The following is a 22,186-nucleotide window of genomic DNA, read 5'->3' on the forward strand; positions in this document are numbered from 1 at the left end:
CCGACCCCAGACGCCCACCAGTCCTCGGCAACACACAACACCCCAAAACCCCCACACCTCACCCACCCGGGAACACTCCCTCACAAACGAAAGCCGGTTTTCTCGTAGCCAATCCGGTGGCTACAGCGTGTTTGTGAGCGCGGGCGTCGCCAGCCTGAACACCCTAAGAATGGGTGCCCGAGTGTGGGGTGGGGGCTTTAAGGTGCGCCGAGCGGGGGTGGGGCGGGTGGGGTCGATTCGCCAGGGATGGCGAATCGAGCGCCGACGGGCCAGGATGGCCCGCCGGCGCGACCCCTCACGCCCCGCCCACGCGAGGGCAGCCAAAGGCCGCCCCGCCAGCCCCCTGCCACCAACACCCCACCCCACACCCGCGACATGCCTTCAGTCCGTGTAGTCGAACACCGTGACCACCTTGTCGACGCCGCCGATGTTGCGGACGATCTCGGTGACGGCCTTTGCCTCGTCACGGCTGATGTCGCCCATCAGGTAGACCGTGCCGGCGGAGGTAATGACCTTGACCCGGTCCATGTCGAAGCCAGGCAGGCTGTCGTCGGTCATCAGGCGGGTGCTGACCTTGGCGGTCAGCCAGCTGTTGTTGGTGCGGGTGCCGATGTCAGCGCGCTCGGCAACGACAATCTCGTTGACCACGCGTTCGACGTTGAACACGCCGGCGGCCAGCGTTTCCGCTTTCGTGCGTTTGGCAGCCGTGTCAGTTTCGCCCATCAGCAGCACGGTGCGGTTGTGCGACTCGACCTTGATATGGCTCTCCTGGCCGATATCCGGGGCGGCGTAGATGGCGTCGATGACCCGCATCTCGATGGTGTGGTCATCGACCACGGTGCCCATGCTGCGGTTGTGGGTGCACCCACCCAGCGCGATGACCAGGCCAATGGCGACCAGCGCGGCACGCAGGGTGGTGGAGTGTGGTTTCATTCGGATGGCTTGCAAGGGGATTCTCCCGAAACAGTTCAGTAGGCGTCGAAAGCGGCGCGGACCCAGTCAAAGCGCGGTGCGCGTGGCTCGCCGGTGATGGCGACCACGTCGAACCGGCAAGGCCCCGTCGCCAGTCGCGGTCGACGGCTGAGGAATATGCCCGCCGCGCGGACGATCTTCAAGCGCTTGGCGCGGGTGACGGACCCCAGTCCGCCGCCATGGCCATCACCGTGGCGGTAGCGGACCTCGACAAACACCGTGGCCTCGCCATCGCGCATCACCAGGTCGAGTTCGCCCAGCCGGCAGTGGAAGTTGCGCTCCAGGGTCTGCAGACCGCGATCGCGCAGGTATTGTTCCGCCCGCTGCTCCCACTCGGCGCCGCGGGGGTGGGGTTTCACCGCGCCTGGGTCAGCGCGGGCGTGGCCGCGGCCGGCCAGGCGGTCGGGCGACCGCGCTGGAAGTGTGCCCACACCGGCTCGCGGCCGATACGGCCATCCGGCCGCACCGTCAGCTGGCCGACGGTGCCCGGGTAACGAAACGCCGGGTCGCGCGCCATCAGGCCCAGCCAGGGCAGGACGTTCCAGGCATCGCGGCCCAGCGCGTACAGCGAGCCGTAGGTGCCGCCGCGCAGGCTTTGCAGGCTGGCCAGCTCACCGTCCTGCCATTGACCCAGCGACCACGCGGTGGTCGGGAAGGCAATACCGTCCAGGTCCTGGTCCTGGCCGGGGTCGATGCGACCGCTGAACACGCGGCTCATGGCGAACACCGGCACGCTGCCGGCATCAAAAAACTTGAGCTGCGGCTTCAGCTGCCGGCCCATGCGCGGCTCCACCGCCATGAAGAAGGCGTCGAAGTCATCACGACGGGTGGGCTCAAACTCCAGCGGCAGGTTCAGCTCGCCCTGCAGCTTCTGGCGCCGTTGTCGGCTGGCCTCGATGCGCAGCATGCGGGTCAGCTGGGCCGAGTGGTCGGCCTCGGTGCTGCTGAAGCGCTCGGTCTCGACCACCTGTCCGCCACCGGCCAGGAAGGCCTGGGTGAAGGCGGCCTCGGCGCGGTCCGACCAGCTGCCGTCCGACAGCATGACGATGACGCGGCGATACCCCAGGTCGAGCATGCGCCCGGCCACGGCGCGGGCCTCCTCGGACTGCGACAGGGTCAGGCCATAGAGGTTGTCACGGGCCACCGGCACTTCGACGCCGTCCTCGGCTTCCGGCCAGTTCAGCGCCAGGGTCGGCACGCTGCCCTGCGGCATCAGCAGGCTGACGGATTCGCGCCGCAGCGGCCCGATCACCCACTGGTACCCGCCGCTGACGGCGGCCTGGTAAGCGCCGGTTACGGATGCGGCAGTCTCGTCCACGGCCATGAAGGTCACCTCGGAGCGCCCGGGGCGTTCCATCCATGCCGACATGATGCCGTCACGAATGGCCGCGCCGGCGGCGCCCAGGCCGCCTTCTTCCGGCAGCAGCACGGCCACCCGCGAGGGCGGTGCGTAGGACTGCCCGAGCTGCCAGCAAAGATCCATGTAACCGGCCGCGTCCACGGGATGGCCGGGCTGACGTGCCTGCCAGGCCGCGGCCGCACCGGTGAGTTCCTGGCCGCTGACCAGGGTCTCGCGGATCGAAAGCGTCAATGCCGCCCAGGGTGCCAGGGCCGAACCCAGCCGGACCTCGTTCTGCAGCCGGTGCGTGGGCACCTGGTCCAGCGCGCGCAGCAGGGCCAGCTGGTCGGACGTGCGGTCCAGGCGCAGGCTGCCGATCTCCTGGCGGGCGTCGGCCAGCGCGCGGCTGGCCGGGTCGGTTTTCAGCGTGGCCAGCCGGGCGAGATCAGCCTCGTAGCGTGCGCGCAGCGAGGACGGCAACCCATCGGCGGCGGCGTCGAGGAAAAACTCGGCGGTCTGCACGTCACTGTCCAGCAGCGCCAGCTCGGCCCGGGTAAGCGCCGCGCGGGTGGCGTCGAAGCCGCTGTCCGGCAATGGCGAGGCGCGGTCGATGGCCGATCGCGCGTTGGCGCTGTCGCCATCCTTCAGCCAGGCCTCGGCGGCGTTCAGCCAGAACTCCGGCGCCTGGCCGGGGTGGGCAAGGGCAGCTTCTTCCCAGAGTCCTGCAGCCGTTCGCCAGTCACCCGCAGACTGTGCGGACCGGGCGGCCGACACGTCCGCCGCCGCCGGTGCCGTGGGCCGCTCGGGTGCGGCGCAGGCCGCCAGCAGCGCGGCCAGTACCAGGCCGGCCAGCGCCGGCGCGCGGCGTGCCGCGAAGGGTCGATGCGGGAGTTCAGTGTTCATCGGGCAGAATGATAACCTATGGCCCCCACCGGAAAAGTGTCCGTTCGGAGGCAATGTTCCGGCCCCCAGCATAGCACCGGGAGCAACCCTGTCATGGGACAAAACGGCCTTTATATCGTGGCAACACCGATCGGAAACCTGGAGGATATTTCCTACAGGGCCGCACGCCTGCTGGCCGAGGTGGACCTGGTCGCGGCCGAGGACACGCGCCGAACCGCGCAGCTGCTGCGGCACCTGGGTGTCGACACGCCAATGCGCGCCGTGCACGACCACAACGAGGCCCAGGTGGCCGATGGCCTGCTGGACCGCGTGGCCGCGGGCGACGCCATCGCCCTGGTCTCCGACGCTGGCACGCCGCTGATCAGCGACCCCGGCTTCCGCCTGGTGCGCGCGGCCCGCGAGCGCGGCCTGCCCGTGCACGTGGTTCCTGGCGCCAGCGCCGTCACCGCCGCGCTGTCAGTCTGCGGCCTGCCCACCGACCGCTTCACCTTCGAGGGCTTCCTGCCCGCAAAAGCCGGCGCCCGCGACAAGCACCTGGCCACGTTGGTGAACGAGCCGCGCACGATGGTGTTCTTCGAGTCCAGCCACCGCGTGCGGGACGGCCTGGCCGCGCTAACGGCTGCCTTCGGCCCCGACCGCCCCGCCGCGCTGTGCCGCGAACTCACCAAGACCTTCGAAACCGTCCTCGACGGCACCCTGGCCGACATCGCCGCCCAGGTTGAAGCCGACCCCGACCAGCGCAAGGGCGAATTCGTGCTGGTGGTCGCCGGTGCCCCCGAGACCCCCGACGCCGACCTGGCCCGTGGAATGGAACTCGCACGGGCCCTGGCCGAGCACCTCCCCGCCAGCCAGGCCGCCAAGGTCGCCGCCAACCTCACCGGCGCGCCTCGGAAGGCCCTCTTCAACGCCCTCGCTGATTAGCCGCCTGAAGACACGTCGCGGGCCCTTTGGGCCAACTCCAGGTCCGGGCTGATAGCGACCTGGCCTTCGGCTTCCCTCGCGTTGATGACCTTAGTGCGGTCGGGCTGGCGGGACTTCCTGTCCCGTCAGCCCTCAGTGCGCCATCCATGGCGCACTGACCGCAGTCGGCCAGCAACACTCGGCAGGTCTTAAATCATCCCGAACCCGAAGTTGGCCCAAAGGGCGTCGCAAACGTATCAATCAGGCGATTAATCAGCGAAAATAGTGGGTGGAGTCGGCCAGGCAACCGCGCCCGCGTGAGCGGGGGAGGAAAGTCCGGGCTCCACAGGGCAGGGTGCCAGGTAACGCCTGGGGGGCGCGAGCCTACGGAAAGTGCAACAGAAAGGATACCGCCCGGCGCTTCGGCGCCAGGTAAGGGTGAAATGGTGCGGTAAGAGCGCACCGCGCAGGTGGCAACACGCTGCGGCAAGGTAAACCCCACCCGGAGCAAGACCAAATAGGAAGGCAATGCCGCGGCCCGCGGTGCCTTCGGGTAGGTCGCTTCAGGCTGCCGGTGACGGCAGTCGCAGATGAATGGTTGCCCACGACAGAACCCGGCTTATCGGCCGACTCCAACTCATTCGCTCGCCGGGCGGGGTGTCTGCGCCCCGGCATTCCGGTCACTGGCCCTTCGGGCTTCCCTCGCGTTGACGGCCTTTGTGTGGTCGGGTTGACGGGGCTTCCTGCCCCGGCAACCCTCGCCGCGCCATCCCTGGCGCGGCGACCACAGTCGGCCGCCAACACTCGGCAGTGCCCAAGGAAAGCCGGGGCGCAGACACCCCGCCCGGCCCGCAAACGCGTTGCAGGCCGATCACCGGGCCCCCGAAGGAAGTTGTCAGCCTGTGGCCTGGCAGCCGGGTGGCGGGAAGGTGGCGAACCGGTGGCAACGATGCCGCAGGTGGATTTTGGGGGGAAAAGGGGCTGTTTCGGTTGTGTCAGAGCCTGCCGAGTGCTGGTGGTTTCTTCGGGGTTGGTCCGCCAGGGATGGCGGGCCAAGGGCTGACGGGGCAGGAAGCCCCGCCAGCCCGACCCCGATGAAACCACCAGCGCGAGGGAAGCCCAAAGGGCCAGGCGACCACAACCGAAACAGCCCCTTCTCCCCCCAAAACCCACCCCGCGACACGCCCCCACCCCCGGTTCGCCACCTTTCCGCCACCGAAAACACGCTTTGCCCCGTTAAGTTGCTGTCCTCCTTGACATTGATTGCTGACTTCCCTATCGTGCATTTATGTGGGAATATGTGGCAAGAAGTGACAAATAAGTGGGAATGAAGTGTACTTCGGTGAAACAGCCATCAACCTGGACGCCAAGGGTCGCATCGCGATTCCAACGCGATACCGGGACGACATTGCCGCCCAGGATGGCGGCCAGATGGTGCTCACCTATAGCGCATTCGATTCCGGCGTTTTGTGGCTTTCGCCCAGGGAACACTGGGAGTCCATGCGCGACCAGGTGATGAGCCTGAGTACTTTCGACGCCGCGCACCGCGGTCTGCAGCGTCGCCTGGTGGGTAGCGCCACACCGGTAGAGCCGGATGGCAGCTTCCGCATCCAGTTGCCGCAGACGCTGCGGCAGGTCGCGGGGCTCGAGAAAAAGGCGGTGCTGATGGGTATCGGCAAGCGCTTCGAGATCTGGAACGAGAACGTGCTCAACCAGCAACGCGCCGACGAAGAGCGCAGCCTGGCCGACACGGTCTCCGAGGAAATGAGGGGCCTGGTGCTTTAAGCGCCGGCCGGAAAGATAACGCCATAGGAGTGTCGACAACAGCCGATGAACGCTGACCAGCACAAACCCGTGCTGTTGGAGGAAGCGGTATCGGCCCTGGTAGTCCGGGACAACGGGACTTACGTCGATGGCACTTTTGGCAGAGGTGGACACAGTCGCCACGTATTAATGCGGCTGAATGAGCAGGGACGCTTACTTGCTTTGGATAAGGACCCACGGGCCATTGCCGTGGGAAACGAGTTGGCCGCCACGGATGGCCGGCTCAGCCTGATCCAGGGCAGTTTTGCGGAACTGGAACAATGGATCCAAGACTGGGGGGTCGACGACGGCCTGGACGGGATACTTCTCGACCTGGGTGTTTCTTCCCCGCAGTTGGATGACCCGGAGCGCGGTTTTTCCTTTATGGAGGACGGCCCTCTGGATATGCGGATGGACCCAACGCAGGGTGTATCGGCTGCCGAATGGCTTGCGGATGCACCGGAGCGGGACATTTCCCGCGTGATTTGGGAGTTCGGAGAGGAGCGCCATGCGCGCAGGATTGCCAGGAGTATCGTGATGGCACGGGAGCAGCAGCCGCTGACCCGAACATCACAGCTGGCACGGCTGGTCGAAGACACGATCGGTCGAAGAGAAAGAAAGCACCCGGCCACGCGATGCTTTCAGGCAATCCGGATTTATATCAATAACGAACTGGCAGACCTGGCCGAAGGCCTGGATGCCGCGATAAGGCAGTTGCGCCCGGGGGGGCGGCTGGTTGTCATCAGCTTCCACTCCCTTGAGGACCGCCTGGTCAAGCGGACAATGAAAGAAGCCGCACGACCAGGCCGAGTCCGCCGTGGGTTACCGGAACATCCGGACCTGGCGCCAACATTACGCCTTGTCGGTAAAGCTGTTCGTGCCTCCGAGAACGAAATCTCCGCTAATCCCAGGGCGCGCTCAGCGGTCATGCGGGTAGCGGAGAAGCTCGGGTGAATCGACTCGTCACGATACTGATCATTGTCCTCTTGGCTAACGTCGGCAGCGCGCTGGCGGTGGTCTACGCACGTCATGACAGCCGTGCCCTGGCCGTGCGCCTGGGCGACCTGGAAAAATCCCGCGACGAGGCGATGAAAGAGTGGAGCCGCCTGCAGCTCGAGCAGTCCTACCTGGCCGACGCCGGCAATGTTGAGGCCAAGGCCCGGCGCGAGCTGGGCATGATTGACCCCGAAGACCCGCAGATCCTGGTGATCCGCCAATGAGCCGGCCCGCCGACAAGGGCTTTGCCCCGGGTCGGGTGCTGGCGCTGCTGATTATCTTCGGTTGCATCTCAAGCGCGCTGGCCTTCCGTTCGGTCAACCTGCAGGTCATGGAATCCGACTTCCTGCAGGACCAGGGCGAGGCGCGCTACCTGCGCGATATCGAGCTGCCCACCACCCGTGGCGTGATCAGCGACCGCAACGGCGAGCCGCTGGCGGTGAGCACGCCGGTGGAATCCGTGTGGGTGAACCCGAAAGAACTGCTGCAGGCGGCCGACCGGCTGCCCGACCTGGCGCGTGTGCTGGGCGCCGACGCCGACGACCTGGAGCGCCGCCTGGGCCAGCGCGCCACCCGCGAATTCGTCTGGCTGCGCCGGCGCCTGAACCCGGAAGTGGCCAGGCAGGTGGAGGAGCTGTCCATTCCCGGCGTGGGACTGCAACGCGAATACCGGCGCTTCTACCCCACCGGCGAGGTGGCCGCGCACATGATCGGCTTCACCAATATCGACGATGTCGGCCAGGAAGGCCTGGAACTGGCGTACAACGACTGGCTGTCCGGCGAGCCGGGCTTAAAGCGGGTGATCCGCGACCGCAAGGGCCGCACCATCGAGGAAGTCGAGCTGCTGCGCGAGTCCGAGCCCGGCCAGGACCTGCGCCTGACCATCGACCGCCGGCTGCAATACCTGGCTTACCGCGAGCTCAAGCGCAGCGTGCTCGAGCATGCCGCGCGCTCGGGCAGCGTGGTCGTGCTGGACGTGCAGACCGGTGAAGTGCTGGCCATGGTCAACCTGCCGTCGTACAACCCCAACCAGCCGGGTTCCGGTGCCGAGGGGCTGCGCAACCGCGCCATCACCGACGTGTTCGAGCCGGGTTCGGTGATGAAGCCGTTCGCCATCATGTCGATGCTGGAAAATGGCCTGGTGCGCCCGGACACCCCGGTGGACACCAACCCGGGCTATGTCTACATGTCCGGCTACACCATCCGCGACCACCACAACTATGGCGTGCTGGATGTGACCGGCCTGCTGACCAAGTCCAGCAACGTGGGCGTCAGCAAGCTGGCGCTGCAGCTGGAGCCGGAGCGCATGTGGGATACCTACACCCGGGTTGGATTCGGCGAGGCCACCGGCACCGGCTTCCCCGGTGAGTCCGCCGGCGTGCTGCGCAACCACCGCCGCTGGCGGCCAGTGGAGCAGGCCACCATTTCCTACGGTTACGGCGTGTCCGTGACCTCGCTGCAGCTGGCCCAGGCTTTCGCCGTGATCGCCGACGAGGGCCGCCTGCGCCAGCCCACGCTGATTGCCGGTTCGGTGAACCCGCCGATGACGGTGACCGACCCGGAAATCGCCCGCCAGGTGGCGGCGATGCTGGAGACCGTGCCGGGCCCCGAGGGCACCGGCAAGCAGGCGCGGGTGCGCAACTACCGCGTCGCCGGCAAGACCGGCACCTCGCGCAAGGCCAGTGGCTCGGGCTACGCGGCCCGCTACGTGGCCAGCTTCGCCGGCTTCGCGCCGGCCAGTAATCCGCGCCTGGTCACCGTGGCCGTGATCAACGACCCGGGCGGCGATGCCTACTACGGCGGCGCCGTGGCCGCACCGCTGTTTTCCAATGTCATGGGCGGCGCGCTGCGCCTGCTGAACATCGCCCCCGATGACTACCAGACCACGCTGGTGAGCAATGCCGCGGGAGGTGCCCAGTGACCTACGGCATGAGCCTGCGTGTACTACTGGAAGGCTGGGTCGAGGACGTGCCCAACGTGGCCGTGGGCGGCATCTGCCTGGATTCACGCCGGGCGGAACCTGGCCAGGTGTTCGTGGCCGTCAAGGGCCTGACCGGCCATGGCCTGCAGCACGCCGGCGAGGCGGTGGCCAACGGTTGCGTGGCGGTCATCCACGACGGCCGCTACGACAACGGCGACATCGACGTGCCGATGGTCTGCTTCCCGGACATCGCCGTGAAGATGGGTGAGCTGGCCTCGCGATTCTGGGCCGCGCCGTCTGAGGAAATGACCGTGGCGGCCGTGACCGGCACCAACGGTAAGACCTCGGTCGCGCACTTCATCGCCCAGGCCTGGCAGCGCGTGCATGGCGAGGCCGGCCTGGTCGGCACGCTGGGCTACGGCCCGCTGGATAAGCTGGAGCCGGCCACGCGGACCACGCCGGACCCGTTCACCATCAACCGTGTGCTGGCGGGCTGCATCGACGCCGGCATCAACCATGTCGCCATGGAGGCGTCCTCGCATGCCCTGGAGCAGGGCCGCCTGGACACCATCCAGGTGGACGCCGCGGTGTTCACGAACCTCTCCCGTGACCACCTCGACTACCACGCCGACATGGAGGCCTACGCGGCCGCCAAGCAGCGCCTGTTCACCGATTTCGCGCCGCGCTTTTCCGTCATCAACCATGACGACATGACCGGCCGCGGCTGGATTCGAGAGCTGGCGCCCCGGCAGCAGGTGCTGTCCTACGGCCTGGCGCCCGGCGCCGAATTGCGTGGCACCATCCTGGGCCAGGACGCCGACGGCATGACCCTGGCGCTGGATGGCCCCTGGGGCCGCGGCGAGATCCGCACACCGCTGATGGGCGCCTTCAATGTCTCCAACCTGCTGGCCTCGGCCGGCGCGCTGGCGCTGCTGGACATGGGCTGGGGCGAGACCCTGCGCGAGCTCGAGCACATCCGCCCGGTACCGGGCCGGATGACCCGCTACGGCGGCCAGCCCGGCCAGCCGGTGGTGGTCATCGACTACGCGCACACGCCGGACGCCCTGGCCGCGGCGCTGGCCGCGGTGCGTGACCATCTCTCCGGTCGCCTGACCTGCGTGTTCGGCTGCGGTGGCAACCGCGACCGCGGCAAGCGCGCGCAGATGGGCCAGGTGGCCGAGGAACTGGCCGACCGGCTGGTGATCACCAGCGACAACCCGCGGTTCGAGTCGGTCAACTCCATCATCAACGACGTGCTGGGCGGCATGGAGCGGCCCGGTGACGTCACCGTCGAGCCGGACCGCATGCTGGCCATCCGCGACGCCATCGCCGCCGCCGGGCCCGGTGACATCGTGCTGGTGGCGGGCAAGGGCCACGAGAACTACCAGGAAGTGGCCGGCCAGCGCCTGCCGCACAGTGACATGGCCACCGTCAGCGCGCTGCTGGGGGTGGCGGCATGATCACGATGACCCTCCACGATGCCGCCCGCGCGCTGGGCATCGAGCCCACCGGCGCGATGGCCGAAACGACCTTTGAGGGCGTGGTCATCGACAGTCGCCAGGTGGCGCCTGGCATGCTGTTCGCGGCCATCCCGGGCGAGCGCGTGGATGGCCATGATTTCGTCGCCGCTGCGAAGGTCGCCGGCGCTTGCGCCGCCCTGGTCGAGCGTGACCCGGGCGAGCAAGCCGCCGGCTTGCCGCTGCTGCGTGTCGACAGCGTGCAGACCGCACTGGGCCAGTTGGCCTCGGCCTGGCGCGACACCGTTACCCCGAAAGTGGCCGCCATCACCGGCAGCAACGGCAAGACCACGACCAAGGAGATGCTGACCAGCATCCTGTCGCGGCAATCGCACGTGCTCGCCACCCGGGGCAATTTCAACAATGAACTGGGCCTGCCACTGACATTGTTCAGGCTGGCCCGTTCGCACCAGTTTGCCGTGCTGGAAATGGGCGCCGGCAAAGCCGGGGACATCCGCTACCTGGCCGGCATTGCGAAACCTGATGTGGGCGTTATCACCAACGTGGGCCCCGCGCATTTGCGGGGGTTTGGTGATGAAGAAGGCGTCGCCCGCGCCAAGGGCGAGATGTATGGCGCCCTGCCAGCGTCCGGTTTCGCTGTTCTAAACATCGATGAGCCTTGGGCGCCACTGTGGCGTGAGCTGAACACGGCCGGTCACACGCTCTGTTTTGGCCGCGACGCGGACGCGGCCGACATCACCGTCACCGGCGAGCCCGGTGGCCGGCGCATGGTGCGCACGCCGGCCGGCGAATTCCGGCTGAGCCTGCACCTGCCCGGCGAGCACAACGTCATGAACGCGCTGGCCGCCACCGCAATGGCGCTGGCGCTGGACATTCCGCTGGACACCATCCGCGAGGGCCTGGCGGCCACGCTGCCGGTGCCCGGGCGCCTGAACATGGTGGAGACCGAGTCCGGCTGGACCGTGCTGGACGATACCTACAACGCCAACCCGGCCTCGCTGTACGCAGCATTGCAGGTGCTGGCGGGGCAGGCCGGCGAGCCGTGGCTGGTGCTGGGCGACATGAAGGAGCTGGGCCGCAACAGCGACGCGCTGCATGCCGAAATGGGCGAAGCCGCGGCATCGCTGGGCGTGCGCCGGCTGTACGCGCTGGGCGGCCACGCGGCCCACGCCGCGCGCGGTTTTGGCGACGGCGGGCAGGCCTTCGACAGCCTGGAGGCGTTGCTGGAGGCCCTGCTGGCCGATCTGCACGCCGGCGTATCCGTACTGGTCAAGGGTTCGCGCGGCATGGCCATGGAGCGCGTGGTCGAGGCGGTGACGAGGAGAGCGGAATGCTGCTGAAATTTTTCGAATGGCTGGCGGGCTTCAACCCGGACTTCAGCGTCTTCGGCTACCTGACCCTGCGCGCCATCCTGGGGGCGCTGACGGCCCTGGCGCTGTCCCTGCTGCTGGGGCCGTCATTCATTCGCCGCCTGGTGAAAGGCCAGGTGGGCCAACCCATCCGCGAGCTGGGCCCGGAGTCACATTTCTCCAAGGCCGGCACCCCCACCATGGGCGGCGCGCTGATCCTGTTCGTGCTGGCGTTGTCCACGCTGTTGTGGTCGGACCTGTCGAACCGCTATGTCTGGCTGGTGCTGGGCGTGACCCTGGCCTTTGGCGTGATCGGCTGGATCGATGACTACCGCAAGCTGGTGCTGAAGGACTCGGCCGGCCTGGCGGCACGCTGGAAGTACCTGGGCCAGTCGATCATCGGCCTGACCGCCGCCATCTACCTGTACCAGACCGCCACCACGCCGGAAGAAACCGCGCTGATCCTGCCGTTCTTCAAGGACTTCGCGCTGCCGCTGGGCGTGGGCTACGTGGCGCTGACCTATTTCTACATCGTCGGGTTCTCCAATGCGGTGAACCTGACTGACGGCCTGGACGGGCTGGCGATCATGCCGTCGGTGCTGCTGGCGGTCGCGCTGGGCGTGCTGGCCTATGCCACCGGCAACACGGTGATCGCCGAGTACCTGGCCATTCCCTACGTGCAGGGCATGGGCGAGCTGGTGGTGTTCTGTGCCGCGCTGGCCGGTGCCGGGCTGGGTTTTCTGTGGTTCAACACCTACCCCGCGCAGGTGTTCATGGGCGATATCGGCGCACTGGCCGTGGGCGCCGCGCTGGGCCTGATCGCGGTGCTGGTGCGCCACGAGATCGTGTTCGCCTTCATGGCCGGCGTATTCGTCATCGAGACACTGTCGGTGATCATGCAGGTGGCCTCGTTCAAGCTCACCGGCAAGCGGATTTTCCGCATGGCGCCCATTCACCATCATTTTGAGCTGAAAGGCTGGCCGGAGCCGCGCGTGATTGTGCGCTTCTGGATCATCTCGGTGATCCTGGTGCTGGTCGGCCTGGCGACGCTGAAGATCCGCTGATGACGACGACCGCCTACAAGACCACCAGGAATGCGGGCCAGGCCCGTGGCCGCGGTGCGCCGGACATGCCGGTGGACCCGTGGCTGCTGGTGCCGGTGCTGCTGCTGGCGGCCATCGGCGTGGTCATGGTGGGCTCGGCCTCGGTGGCCATCGGCGAGACGCTGGGCGCGGGGCCGCATCACTACATGATGCGCCACGTCATCTACCTGCTGCTGGGGCTGGGCCTGGCGTCCAGTTTCCGCATCATTCCCATCGCCTTCCTCGAGCGCATCTGCGGACCGATGTTCCTGCTGGCCATGCTGGCACTGGCGCTGGTGTTCGTGCCCGGGCTGGGCCACAGCGTCAACGGCAGCTACCGCTGGGTGAAGCTGGGCTTCATGCAGTTCCAGGTGGTCGAGGCCGTCAAGCTGATGTTCATCATCTGGGTGGCCGGTTACCTGGTGCGCAAACAGGGCCAGGTGCGGGTGAGTTTTGTCGATACCCTGAAACCGCTGGTGCTGGCTGGTGTGCTCACCGGCATCCTGCTCTTGCAGCCCGACATGGGCAGCGCCGCGGTGATCACGGCCGTGGCGGGCGGCATGGTCTGGCTGGCGGGCGCCGCGTGGCGGTACATTGCCGCGCTGGGCGCGATGGCGCTGCCGGTGTTCGGCTTCGCCGCCATCGAGCCGTACCGCCTGCGCCGCATCGTCAGTTTCATGGACCCGTGGGCGGATCCGTACAACAGTGGCTTCCAGCTGACCCAGGCGCTGATCGCCGTGGGCCGCGGCGAGGTCTTCGGCGTTGGCCTGGGCGCCAGCGTGCAGAAGCTGTTCTACCTGCCCGAAGCGCATACCGACTTCATCTTCGCCGTGCTGGCCGAGGAATTCGGCTTCATGGGCGTGCTGCTGGTGCTGGCGTTGTTCATGCTGCTGATTACCCGCATCTTCATCATCGGCGTGATGGCACACCGTGCCGAAAAGCCGTTCGCCGGCTACCTGGCCTTCGGCATCGGCCTGTGGCTGGGCCTGCAGGCCATGGTCAGCATGGGTGTGAACCTGGGCGTGCTGCCCACCAAGGGCCTGACCCTGCCGCTGATCTCCTCGGGCGGTAGCTCGGTGCTGATGACCTGCCTGGCGCTGGGCGTGGTGTTCCGCATCCGCTACGAGCTCGACCGCGACAAGGTGGGCACCATCCCGTCACGGGTGGGGCCGAAGAGGATGGCGCTGTGAGCGGCGCCACCGTCCTGGTCATGGCCGGCGGCACCGGCGGCCACATCTTTCCCGGCCTGGCCGTGGCCGACGCGCTGACGCGCGCCGGCGCGAAAGTGCACTGGCTGGGCGCCGCCGGCGGCATGGAGTGTGAGCGCGTGCCGCAGCGCGGCTACGCCATCGATGGCATCCACGTGACCGGCCTGCGCGGCAAGGGCCTGGCCGGCTGGCTGAAACTGCCGTTCCGGCTGACCCGGGCGGTACGCGAGGCGCGCGCCGTGCTGCGCCGCGAACAGCCCGGCTGCGCGGTCAGCTTTGGCGGCTACGCGGCCGGCCCCGGCGGCCTGGCGGCAAGGCTGGGCGGTGTGCCGCTGGTGGTACACGAACAGAACCGTATTCCCGGCATGACCAACCGCACGCTGGCGAAGATGGCCAGCGTGGTGATGGAGGCCTTCCCGGGCACCTTCCCCGAATCCACCGGCGCCGTGGCCTGCGGCAACCCGGTGCGCGACGAACTGCTGGCGCTGCCGGCGCCGGCCGAACGCTGGGCCGGCCGCCAGGGCCCGGCGCGGCTGCTGGTTACCGGTGGCAGCCAGGGCGCGCGGGCACTGAACCGCGCGGTGCCCCAGGCACTGGCGTTGTGGCCGGCAGAGTCCCGCCCGCAGGTGCGCCACCAGGCCGGCCACCATGATGTCGAAGACACCCGCGCGCGCTATGCCGAGGCCGGCATCGACGCCCAGGTGACCCCGTTTATCGAGGACATGGCCGAGGCCTATGGCTGGGCCGACGCCGTGGCCTGCCGCTCCGGCGCGCTGACCGTGTCCGAACTGGCCGCCGTGGGCCTGGGCGCCGTGCTGGTGCCGTTTCCGCACGCCGTCGACGACCACCAGACCGCCAACGCCGCGGTGCTGGTGGATGCCGGCGCGGCCGTGCTCTGCCCCGAATCCTCGCTCGAGCCGCGGGTGTTGGCCGATGCGCTGCAAAACGTGCTGGCCGACCGCCAGGCCGCGCTGGCCATGGCCGAGAAGGCCCGCGCCGTGGCCGTCACCGACGCCGCCGAGCGCGTGGCCCGCGCCTGCCTGGAACAATGCCAGCCCCGGAGGGCCGCGTGAGCGTGCGCGCCGATATCACCCGCGGCACGCACCTGCAGCCGATGCGCCGCGTGCGCCGGGTGCACATGGTCGGCATCGGCGGCACCGGCATGTGCGGCATCGCCGAGGTGCTGGTGAACCTGGGCTTCGAGGTCAGCGGTTCCGACCTGGCCGACTCCGCCGCCACCCGCCACCTGCAAAAACTGGGCGTGACCCTGCACCGCGGCCATGACGCCGCCCACCTGGGCGATGCCGACGTGCTGGTGACCTCCAGTGCCGTGCCTGAAGACAACCCGGAAGTGGCGGCTGCCCGCACCGCGCGCGTGCCCGTGGTGCCGCGCGCGCAGATGCTGTCCGAGCTGATGCGCTTCCGCCGTGGCATTGCCATTGCCGGCACCCACGGCAAGACCACCACCACCAGCCTGACCGCCAGCCTGCTGGCCGAGGCCGGCGAGGACCCGACCTTCGTCATCGGTGGCGTGCTCAACGCCTGGGGCAGCAACGCGCGCCTGGGGCAGGGCGAGTACCTGGTGGCCGAGGCCGACGAGAGCGATGGCTCCTTCCTGCTGCTGCAGCCGGTGGTGGCGCTGGTGACCAACATCGACCGCGACCACCTGGAAACCTACGGCGGCCGTTTCGACCGCCTGCGCGAGGCCTTCGACGACTTCCTCCAGCGCCTGCCGTTCTACGGCGCCGCGGTGCTGTGCGCGGACGACCCCGAGGCCGCCGCGCTGGCCGCCCGCGCGCCGCGCGCCGTGGTCACCTACGGCCTGTCCGAGGGTGCCGACGTGCGCGCCGACAATGTCCGCCAGGACGGCCGGAAAATGATTTTCGACGCCTGGCTGCCGGGTGCCGGGGCGCCGTTCGAGGTGACCCTGAACCTGCCTGGCGTGCACAACGTGCGCAACGCGCTGGGTGCGCTGGCGATTGCCTGGGAGCTGGGCCTGGACGCGCGCGCCGCGGCCCGCTGTTTCGCCACTTTCGAGGGCGTCGGCCGGCGCTTCTCCGCGCTGGGCGATGTGCGCCTGGGCGGCCACCGCGTGCCGGTGGTCGAAGACTACGGCCATCACCCCACCGAGCTGGCGGCGACGCTGGCCGCGGCCCGCGGCGGCTGGCCCGACGCGCGCCTGGTGGTGGTGTTCCAGCCGCACCGTTACACCCGCACCCGCGACCTGTTCGACGACTTCAGCCGCGTGCTGGCCGAAGCCGATGTGCTGGTGCTGACCGAGATCTATGCCGCCGGCGAGCCGCCCATCGAGGGCGTCGACGCCGCCGCGCTGTGCCAGTCCATCCGCGCCCGTGGCAAGGTCGACCCGATCCTGGTGCCGGCGCTGGACCAGCTGGCCGCCACGCTGGACGACCTGGCCCGGCCGGGCGACCTGGTGCTGCTGCTGGGTGCCGGCTCCATGGACCAGGTGGCCAGCGACCTGCGCCGCCGCGCCGCCAACGACGCCAACGCCGGGGAGGACGCCGCGTGAGCGCGCTGGCCCCGCACAGAATCGACAGCGCCGCCGATTTCGGCCGCGTGGCCCTGCTGGTGGGCGGCGACAGCGCCGAGCGCGAGGTCTCGCTCAACGGCGGCAGGGCCGTGGCCGCCGGCCTGGCGCGCCAGGGCATCGACGTGACCACCTTCGACGGCGCCCCGGCGCTGTTCGCGGCCATTGCCGCGGGCACGGTCGACCGCGTCTTCAACCTGATGCACGGCCCGGGCGGCGAAGACGGCGCCATCCAGGGCGCACTGCAGCTGATGGGCGTGCCGGTCACCGGCACCGGCGTGCTGGGCTCGGCGCTGACCATGGACAAGCTGCGCTCCAAGTGGGTGTGGCAGCGCCTGGGCATCGACACCGCGCCGTTCCACGTACAGGGCCCGGGCGACATCGACGCCGACGCCATCGCCGCCTTCGACGGCGTGCTGTTCGTCAAGCCGGCCGGGCTGGGCTCCAGCATCGGCGTCTCGCGCGTGACCAACACGCAAGAACTGGCGCCGGCGGTGGAACTGGCGCGCCGCTACAGCGACACCGTCATCATCGAGCAGGGCATTACCGGTGGCGAGTACTTCGCCGGCGTGCTGGACGGCGTGGCGCTGCCGCTGATCCGCATCGAGACCCCGAACGCCTTCTACGATTACGACGCAAAGTACGAGTCCGACCAGACCCGCTACTTCTGCCCCTGTGGCCTGGCACCGGACGACGAGGCGCGGCTGCAGCAGGCCTCGCTGGCCGCCTACCGCGCCCTGGGTGGCGAGGGCTGGGGCCGCGTGGACTTCATCCTTGACGATGACGGCCGGCCCTGGTTCCTGGAGGCCAACACCGTGCCCGGCATGACCGACCACAGCCTGGTGCCGCAGGCCGCCGCGGTGCTGGGCATCGATTTCGACGACCTGGTGTGGCGGATACTGGAGACCAGCCTGTGAACGCCCAGGCCGAGCGCTACGACGACGACGGCCACGGCATCGGCATGCTGATGCTGGGCCTGCTGCTGCTGGGTGCCGCGGCAGGCATTTTCTGGGTCTATATCGGCATGACCACGCAGGACCGCTGGCCGATCCGCTGGCTGGACGTGACCGGCGGCTTCGAGCGCGTCAGTGCCGAGCAGGTGCGCACCCGCGTGGCGCCGATGATCGAAGGCAGCTACTTCACCGTCGACATGGCCCGGGCCGAGGCCTCGGTGGAGGCGCTGCCATGGGTGGCCGACGCCCTGGTCCGCAAGCGCTGGCCCGACGGCGTGGAAGTGCAGGTGACCGAGTTCGTGCCGGTGGCCCACTGGACCGGCGGCCAGCTGCTGGCCACCGATGGCCGGCCCTTCAGCGTACCCGGCGCCGACGGCATCCAGGGCCTGCCCTGGCTGGAAGGCCCGGAAGGCAGCCTGGAAGAGGTCATCGCCGCCTGGCAGGGCATGAACGAGCGGCTGCAGGCCGTGGGACTGGAGGCCACCCGGGTGAGCCTGGACCCGCGCGGGGCCTGGCGCCTGGAACTGAACAACGGCACCCACGTGGCGCTCGGGCGGGACGACCCGATGCCACGGCTGGATCGCCTGGTGGACGGCTGGGACGCGCTCGCGCGCGCCGGCCAGGGGACGCCGCGGGATATCGACCTGCGGTACGCCAACGGCTTCGCGGTCCGTTGGCCCGACATCGAGACCGGCGCCACGCAGGCGCTGGCGCATAACCGGTAGACAGGGAGACTCATGGCTAAGAAGCCGGACAAATCACTGGTGGTAGGGCTGGACATCGGTACCTCCAAGATCGTCGCCATCGTCGGCGAGATCCAGCCCGACGGCGTTGTCGAGGTGGTCGGCCTGGGCTCCTACCCCTCGCGCGGCCTGCGCCGCGGCGTGGTGGTGGACATGGCCAGCACGGAGCACGCCATCCAGCGCGCCGTGGAAGAGGCCGAGCTGATGGCGGGCTGCGAGATCCACTCGGTGTTCGGCGGCATCAGCGGCAACCACATCCGCAGCCAGAACTCCGACGGCACCGTGGCCATCAAGGACAAGGAGGTCAGCGAGAGCGACGTCGACCGCGTGCTGGAAGCCGCCCGCGCCATCCCGCTGTCCGCCGACCAGAAGATCCTGCACGTGCTGCCGCAGGAATACGTGCTCGACAACCAGGACGGCATCCGCCAGCCCATCGGCATGGCCGGCGTGCGCCTGGAAGCGCACGTGCACGTGGTCACCGCCGCGCTGGCGGCCACGCAGAACGTCGGCAAGTGCGTGTCGCGCTGCGGCCTGACCGTGGACGAGCTGATCATCACCCCGCTGGCTTCAAGCTACTCGGCGCTGTCCGAGGACGAGAAGGAACTGGGCGTGTGCATGATCGACATCGGCGCCGGCACCACTGACATGGCGGTGTTTATCGACGGCGCCATCCGCCATACGGCCTGCATCCCGATTGCCGGCGACCAGGTCACCAACGACATCGCGGTGGGCCTGCGCACGCCCACGCAGCATGCCGAAGACATCAAGATCAAGTACGCCTGCGCGCTGGAGCAGCTGGCCGGCCACGACGAGACGATCCAGGTGCCCAGCGTGGGTGACCGCTCGTCCAAGCGGCTGGCGCGGCAGACCCTGGCGCAGTGGGTGGAACCGCGCTACCGCGAGCTCTACAGCCTGGTCATGGCCGAGCTGCGGCGCAGCGGTTACGAAAACATGGTCCGTTCCGGTCTCGCCCTGACCGGCGGCGGCGCCATGATGGAAGGGGCGGTGGAACTGGCCGAAGAGGTCTTCCACATGCCCGTACGCCTGGCCACGCCGCAGTACGTGACCGGGCTTTCCAACGTGGTCAGCAACCCCGTACACGCCACCGGCGTGGGGCTGCTGATCTACGGCAGCCAGGCCGACGGCGCGCGCAGCCTGTCCGGCTCGGCACAGGGCGAATCGTGGCTGGGCCGGGTACAAAGCTGGTTCCGCGGCGAGTTCTAGGCAAGACCAAACCCAACACAACTATCAACGGCGAGCGAGAGAGGAAAAGACAATGTTTGAACTGGTGGAAAACTACATGCCAAACGCCAAGATCAAGGTGATCGGCGTAGGCGGGGGCGGCGGCAACGCCGTGCAACAGATGATCGACGCCAACATCGAGGGCGTGGACTTCATCGCGGCCAACACCGACGCCCAGGCGCTGAAGGCCTTCAAGGGCAACTCGGCGCTGCAGCTGGGCTCCACGGTCACCAAGGGCCTGGGCGCCGGCGCCAACCCGGAAGTCGGCCGCCAGGCGGCCCTGGAAGACCGTGACCGCATCATGGAGATCCTGGATGGCGCCGACATGGTGTTCATCACCGCCGGCATGGGCGGCGGCACCGGCACCGGCGCGGCCCCGGTGATTGCCGAGTGCTCCAAGGAGCTGGGCATCCTGACCGTGGCCGTGGTCACCAAGCCCTTTGGCTTTGAGCAGAAGCGCCGCATGTCGATTGCCGAGCAGGGCATCGAGGAACTGCAGCGCCAGGTGGACTCGTTGATCACCATCCCGAACTCCAAGCTGCTGCAGGTGATGGGCGACGACGCCCTGCTGCTGAACTGCTTCAAGGTGGCCAACGACGTGCTCCACGGCGCCGTGCAGGGCATCGCCGAGCTGATCACCCGCCAGGGCCTGATCAACGTCGACTTTGCCGACGTGCGCACCGTCATGTCCGAAATGGGCACCGCGGTCATGGGCGCCGGCCGCGCCAGCGGTGAAGACCGCGCCCTGCAGGCCGTGCATGAGGCCGTCGGCAACCCGCTGTTGGAAGACATCGATCTGTCCGGCGCCCGCGGCGTGCTGGTCAACATCACCGCCGGCATGAACCTGCACATGAAGGAGTTCGACGAGGTCAACACGCAGATCACGGATCTCGCCTCCGACGACGCCACCGTGGTGGTGGGCGCCGTCATCGACCCGGACATTGGCGACGAACTGCGTGTGACCGTGGTCGCCACCGGCCTGGGCGAGGAAGTACAGCGCGACCGCGGCAAGAGCCGGGGCCAGCGCCCTTTCGAGGTGGTTCGTAACGGCACCACCGGCCAGGCCGAGCCCATCGCCGACTGGAATGACAGCCCGGCCGACAACGGCCACGCCGAAACCAACCGCGCCGACAGCGGTCACAGCGACCACGGCCGCACCGACCACCGCGCCGCTCACGGCAACCGCGACCACGCGGTGCCTGAATCAGGCGCGCTGTTCGAGTCGCCGAAGGACCTGGAGTACCTGAATATCCCGGCCTTCCTCCGCAAGCAGGCGGACTAGGTGGGTGACGCGTAACGCGTCACGGTGACGGGTAACGCGTGACGCGTAACGCGACGGTCGCTGGGAGGTCGCGCGTTGCTGTGGCGTTTACGTCGCATTGGTGTGACGTTGGATGTGTTGTTGGGAGGGCTCGTGGGGCGATTCTCGCCGTGTCGCCCCACGGGCTTGGTGACGGGTAACGCGTTACCGTGACGCGTGACGCGTGACGCGTAACGCGGAGTGGACTGGGAGGAAGCACGATGATCGAAACGAAGAACGTGTTGGGAGGCCGTAATGGCCGCGATCGTCCTGGCGCCGCCACAATCCGCGATGTTTTAAGTCACGCGTCACGCGTCACGCGTAACGCGTCACCCAAGCCGCGTAACGCGTCACCGTTAACATGTTGTTAAACAACAACAAACGTGTTGTAAATGTGTCAGAAACCGCTTTGGAGGGCGCTCTCGCTGTGTTAGAATCCGCGCCATCCTCGCACTTGAGGCGTTCAAAATGATAAAACAGCGCACCCTCAAGAACGTTATCCGCGCCACCGGCGTGGGTATCCATACCGGTGAAAAAGTGTTCATGACGCTGCGTCCAGCGGCGGTGAACACCGGCATCGTGTTCCGCCGGGTCGATCTCGACCCCGTGGCGGAGCTGCATGGCAACGCCCACAACGTGGGTGATACCAGCATGTCGACGGCACTGGTGGTGGATGGCGTTCGGGTTGGTACGGTCGAGCACCTGCTGTCGGCACTGGCTGGCATGGGTATCGACAACTGCTACGTGGATGTCAGCGCGTCCGAGATTCCGATCATGGACGGCTCCGCGGGCCCGTTCGTGTTCCTGATCCAGTCCGCTGGTATCGAGGAGCAGTCCGCGCCCAAGCGTTTCATCCGCGTGCTCGAGCCCGTGGAGATCCGCAAGGACGACAAGTGGGCGCGCTTCGAGCCGTACGAGGGCTTCAAGGTCTCGTTCAAGATCGAATTCAACCACCCGGCCTTTGCGTCGCACCATTCCTTCGCCTCGATCGACTTTTCCACCCAGTCGTTCCTGAAGGAAATTGCCCGCGCGCGCACCTTCGGCTTCGTCAAGGACCTGGAAATGCTGCGCGAGCGCAACCTGGTGCTGGGCGGCAGCCTGGATAACGCCGTGGTGCTGGACGACTACCGCGTGCTGAACCAGGACGGGCTTCGTTACGAGGACGAGTTCGTCAAGCACAAGATGCTGGACGCCATTGGTGACCTGTACCTGCTGGGCCACAGCCTGATCGGCGCGTATTCCGGCTACAAGTCCGGCCACGAGCTGAACAATCTGCTGCTGCGCAAGATGCTGGAAAACCCGGAGACCTTCGAGGAAGTCACTTTCGAGGAACCCGAAGGCGCGCCCATTTCCTACGCCAACCCGGCGGCGCTGGCGATCTGAGCCCGGCGTATCCGAAACGCAAAAAGCCCGGGCCTGGCCCGGGCTTTTTTGTGTCCGCCGGCTGCT

Annotated in this window: 19 protein-coding genes and 1 other RNA gene; 17 read left to right on the plus strand and 3 right to left on the minus strand. The window is 68.0% G+C overall.

Going from position 1 to position 22,186, the window contains the following annotated elements; translation table 11 throughout:
* Window positions 1-381: 381 nt before the first annotated feature.
* The 3 genes from F3N42_RS14330 to F3N42_RS14340 are packed head-to-tail and all read right to left on the minus strand — an operon-like array spanning window position 382 to window position 3,214.
* The gene (locus F3N42_RS14330; RefSeq protein ID WP_150865268.1) at window positions 382-948 is read right to left on the minus strand and encodes a BON domain-containing protein; all 567 of its coding nucleotides are present in this window, start codon (window positions 946-948) and stop codon (window positions 382-384) included.
* Window positions 949-968: 20 nt separating this feature from the next.
* Window positions 969-1,331: a YraN family protein gene (locus F3N42_RS14335; RefSeq protein ID WP_150865270.1), complete on the minus strand. Its 363-nt coding sequence runs from the start codon at window positions 1,329-1,331 to the stop codon at window positions 969-971.
* Complete coding sequence (locus F3N42_RS14340; RefSeq protein ID WP_191621453.1) at window positions 1,328-3,214, minus strand: penicillin-binding protein activator; 1,887 nt, start codon at window positions 3,212-3,214, stop codon at window positions 1,328-1,330. Before F3N42_RS14340 ends, F3N42_RS14335 begins: the two co-directional genes overlap by 4 nt.
* A gap of 117 nt (window positions 3,215-3,331) precedes the next feature.
* On the opposite strand from F3N42_RS14340, the gene rsmI reads away from it, so the two are divergent.
* From rsmI to lpxC, 17 genes are all read left to right on the plus strand, one after another.
* A complete protein-coding gene (gene rsmI, locus F3N42_RS14345) occupies window positions 3,332-4,135 on the plus strand; it encodes a 16S rRNA (cytidine(1402)-2'-O)-methyltransferase (protein WP_455024281.1) in 804 nt (267 codons plus the stop codon).
* A gap of 270 nt (window positions 4,136-4,405) precedes the next feature.
* Window positions 4,406-4,752, plus strand: an RNA gene (rnpB, locus tag F3N42_RS14350) — RNase P RNA component class A.
* 694 nt (window positions 4,753-5,446) lie between these two features.
* On the plus strand, window positions 5,447-5,899 hold the full coding sequence (gene mraZ / locus F3N42_RS14355; protein ID WP_191621454.1) for a division/cell wall cluster transcriptional repressor MraZ: 453 nt from the start codon (window positions 5,447-5,449) through the stop codon (window positions 5,897-5,899).
* A 45-nt stretch (window positions 5,900-5,944) separates the two neighbouring features.
* Entirely contained in the window at window positions 5,945-6,871 is a 927-nt protein-coding gene (rsmH, locus tag F3N42_RS14360; protein ID WP_150865278.1) for a 16S rRNA (cytosine(1402)-N(4))-methyltransferase RsmH, read from the plus strand.
* Complete coding sequence (gene ftsL / locus F3N42_RS14365; protein WP_150865280.1) at window positions 6,868-7,137, plus strand: cell division protein FtsL; 270 nt, start codon at window positions 6,868-6,870, stop codon at window positions 7,135-7,137. Before rsmH ends, ftsL begins: the two co-directional genes overlap by 4 nt.
* Window positions 7,134-8,834 (plus strand): peptidoglycan D,D-transpeptidase FtsI family protein, encoded by a 1,701-nt coding sequence (locus F3N42_RS14370; RefSeq protein ID WP_150865282.1) that lies wholly within the window; start codon window positions 7,134-7,136, stop codon window positions 8,832-8,834. The genes ftsL and F3N42_RS14370 overlap by 4 nt, the downstream gene beginning before the upstream one ends.
* Entirely contained in the window at window positions 8,831-10,294 is a 1,464-nt protein-coding gene (locus tag F3N42_RS14375; RefSeq protein ID WP_191621455.1) for a UDP-N-acetylmuramoyl-L-alanyl-D-glutamate--2,6-diaminopimelate ligase, read from the plus strand. Before F3N42_RS14370 ends, F3N42_RS14375 begins: the two co-directional genes overlap by 4 nt.
* The gene (locus F3N42_RS14380; RefSeq protein WP_224784960.1) at window positions 10,291-11,652 is read left to right on the plus strand and encodes a UDP-N-acetylmuramoyl-tripeptide--D-alanyl-D-alanine ligase; all 1,362 of its coding nucleotides are present in this window, start codon (window positions 10,291-10,293) and stop codon (window positions 11,650-11,652) included. Before F3N42_RS14375 ends, F3N42_RS14380 begins: the two co-directional genes overlap by 4 nt.
* Window positions 11,643-12,725: a phospho-N-acetylmuramoyl-pentapeptide-transferase gene (mraY, locus tag F3N42_RS14385; protein ID WP_150865286.1), complete on the plus strand. Its 1,083-nt coding sequence runs from the start codon at window positions 11,643-11,645 to the stop codon at window positions 12,723-12,725. Before F3N42_RS14380 ends, mraY begins: the two co-directional genes overlap by 10 nt.
* A complete protein-coding gene (gene ftsW, locus F3N42_RS14390) occupies window positions 12,725-13,933 on the plus strand; it encodes a putative lipid II flippase FtsW (protein WP_150865288.1) in 1,209 nt (402 codons plus the stop codon). The genes mraY and ftsW overlap by 1 nt, the downstream gene beginning before the upstream one ends.
* The gene (gene murG / locus F3N42_RS14395) at window positions 13,930-15,024 is read left to right on the plus strand and encodes an undecaprenyldiphospho-muramoylpentapeptide beta-N-acetylglucosaminyltransferase (RefSeq protein ID WP_150865290.1); all 1,095 of its coding nucleotides are present in this window, start codon (window positions 13,930-13,932) and stop codon (window positions 15,022-15,024) included. The genes ftsW and murG overlap by 4 nt, the downstream gene beginning before the upstream one ends.
* The gene (gene murC, locus F3N42_RS14400) at window positions 15,021-16,481 is read left to right on the plus strand and encodes a UDP-N-acetylmuramate--L-alanine ligase (protein WP_406600463.1); all 1,461 of its coding nucleotides are present in this window, start codon (window positions 15,021-15,023) and stop codon (window positions 16,479-16,481) included. The genes murG and murC overlap by 4 nt, the downstream gene beginning before the upstream one ends.
* On the plus strand, window positions 16,478-17,416 hold the full coding sequence (locus F3N42_RS14405) for a D-alanine--D-alanine ligase (RefSeq protein WP_318190959.1): 939 nt from the start codon (window positions 16,478-16,480) through the stop codon (window positions 17,414-17,416). The genes murC and F3N42_RS14405 overlap by 4 nt, the downstream gene beginning before the upstream one ends.
* Complete coding sequence (locus tag F3N42_RS14410) at window positions 17,413-18,177, plus strand: cell division protein FtsQ/DivIB (RefSeq protein WP_150865292.1); 765 nt, start codon at window positions 17,413-17,415, stop codon at window positions 18,175-18,177. Before F3N42_RS14405 ends, F3N42_RS14410 begins: the two co-directional genes overlap by 4 nt.
* A gap of 12 nt (window positions 18,178-18,189) precedes the next feature.
* The gene (gene ftsA, locus F3N42_RS14415; protein ID WP_150865294.1) at window positions 18,190-19,419 is read left to right on the plus strand and encodes a cell division protein FtsA; all 1,230 of its coding nucleotides are present in this window, start codon (window positions 18,190-18,192) and stop codon (window positions 19,417-19,419) included.
* Between the two features lie 52 nt (window positions 19,420-19,471).
* On the plus strand, window positions 19,472-20,719 hold the full coding sequence (gene ftsZ, locus F3N42_RS14420; protein ID WP_150865296.1) for a cell division protein FtsZ: 1,248 nt from the start codon (window positions 19,472-19,474) through the stop codon (window positions 20,717-20,719).
* A gap of 486 nt (window positions 20,720-21,205) precedes the next feature.
* Window positions 21,206-22,120, plus strand: coding sequence for a UDP-3-O-acyl-N-acetylglucosamine deacetylase (lpxC, locus tag F3N42_RS14425; protein ID WP_150865298.1), 915 nt, complete (start codon window positions 21,206-21,208; stop codon window positions 22,118-22,120).
* The last annotated feature ends 66 nt before the right edge of the window (window positions 22,121-22,186 follow it).

This window comes from Marinihelvus fidelis, from assembly GCF_008725655.1.
Lineage (GTDB): Bacteria > Pseudomonadota > Gammaproteobacteria > Xanthomonadales > SZUA-36 > Marinihelvus > Marinihelvus fidelis.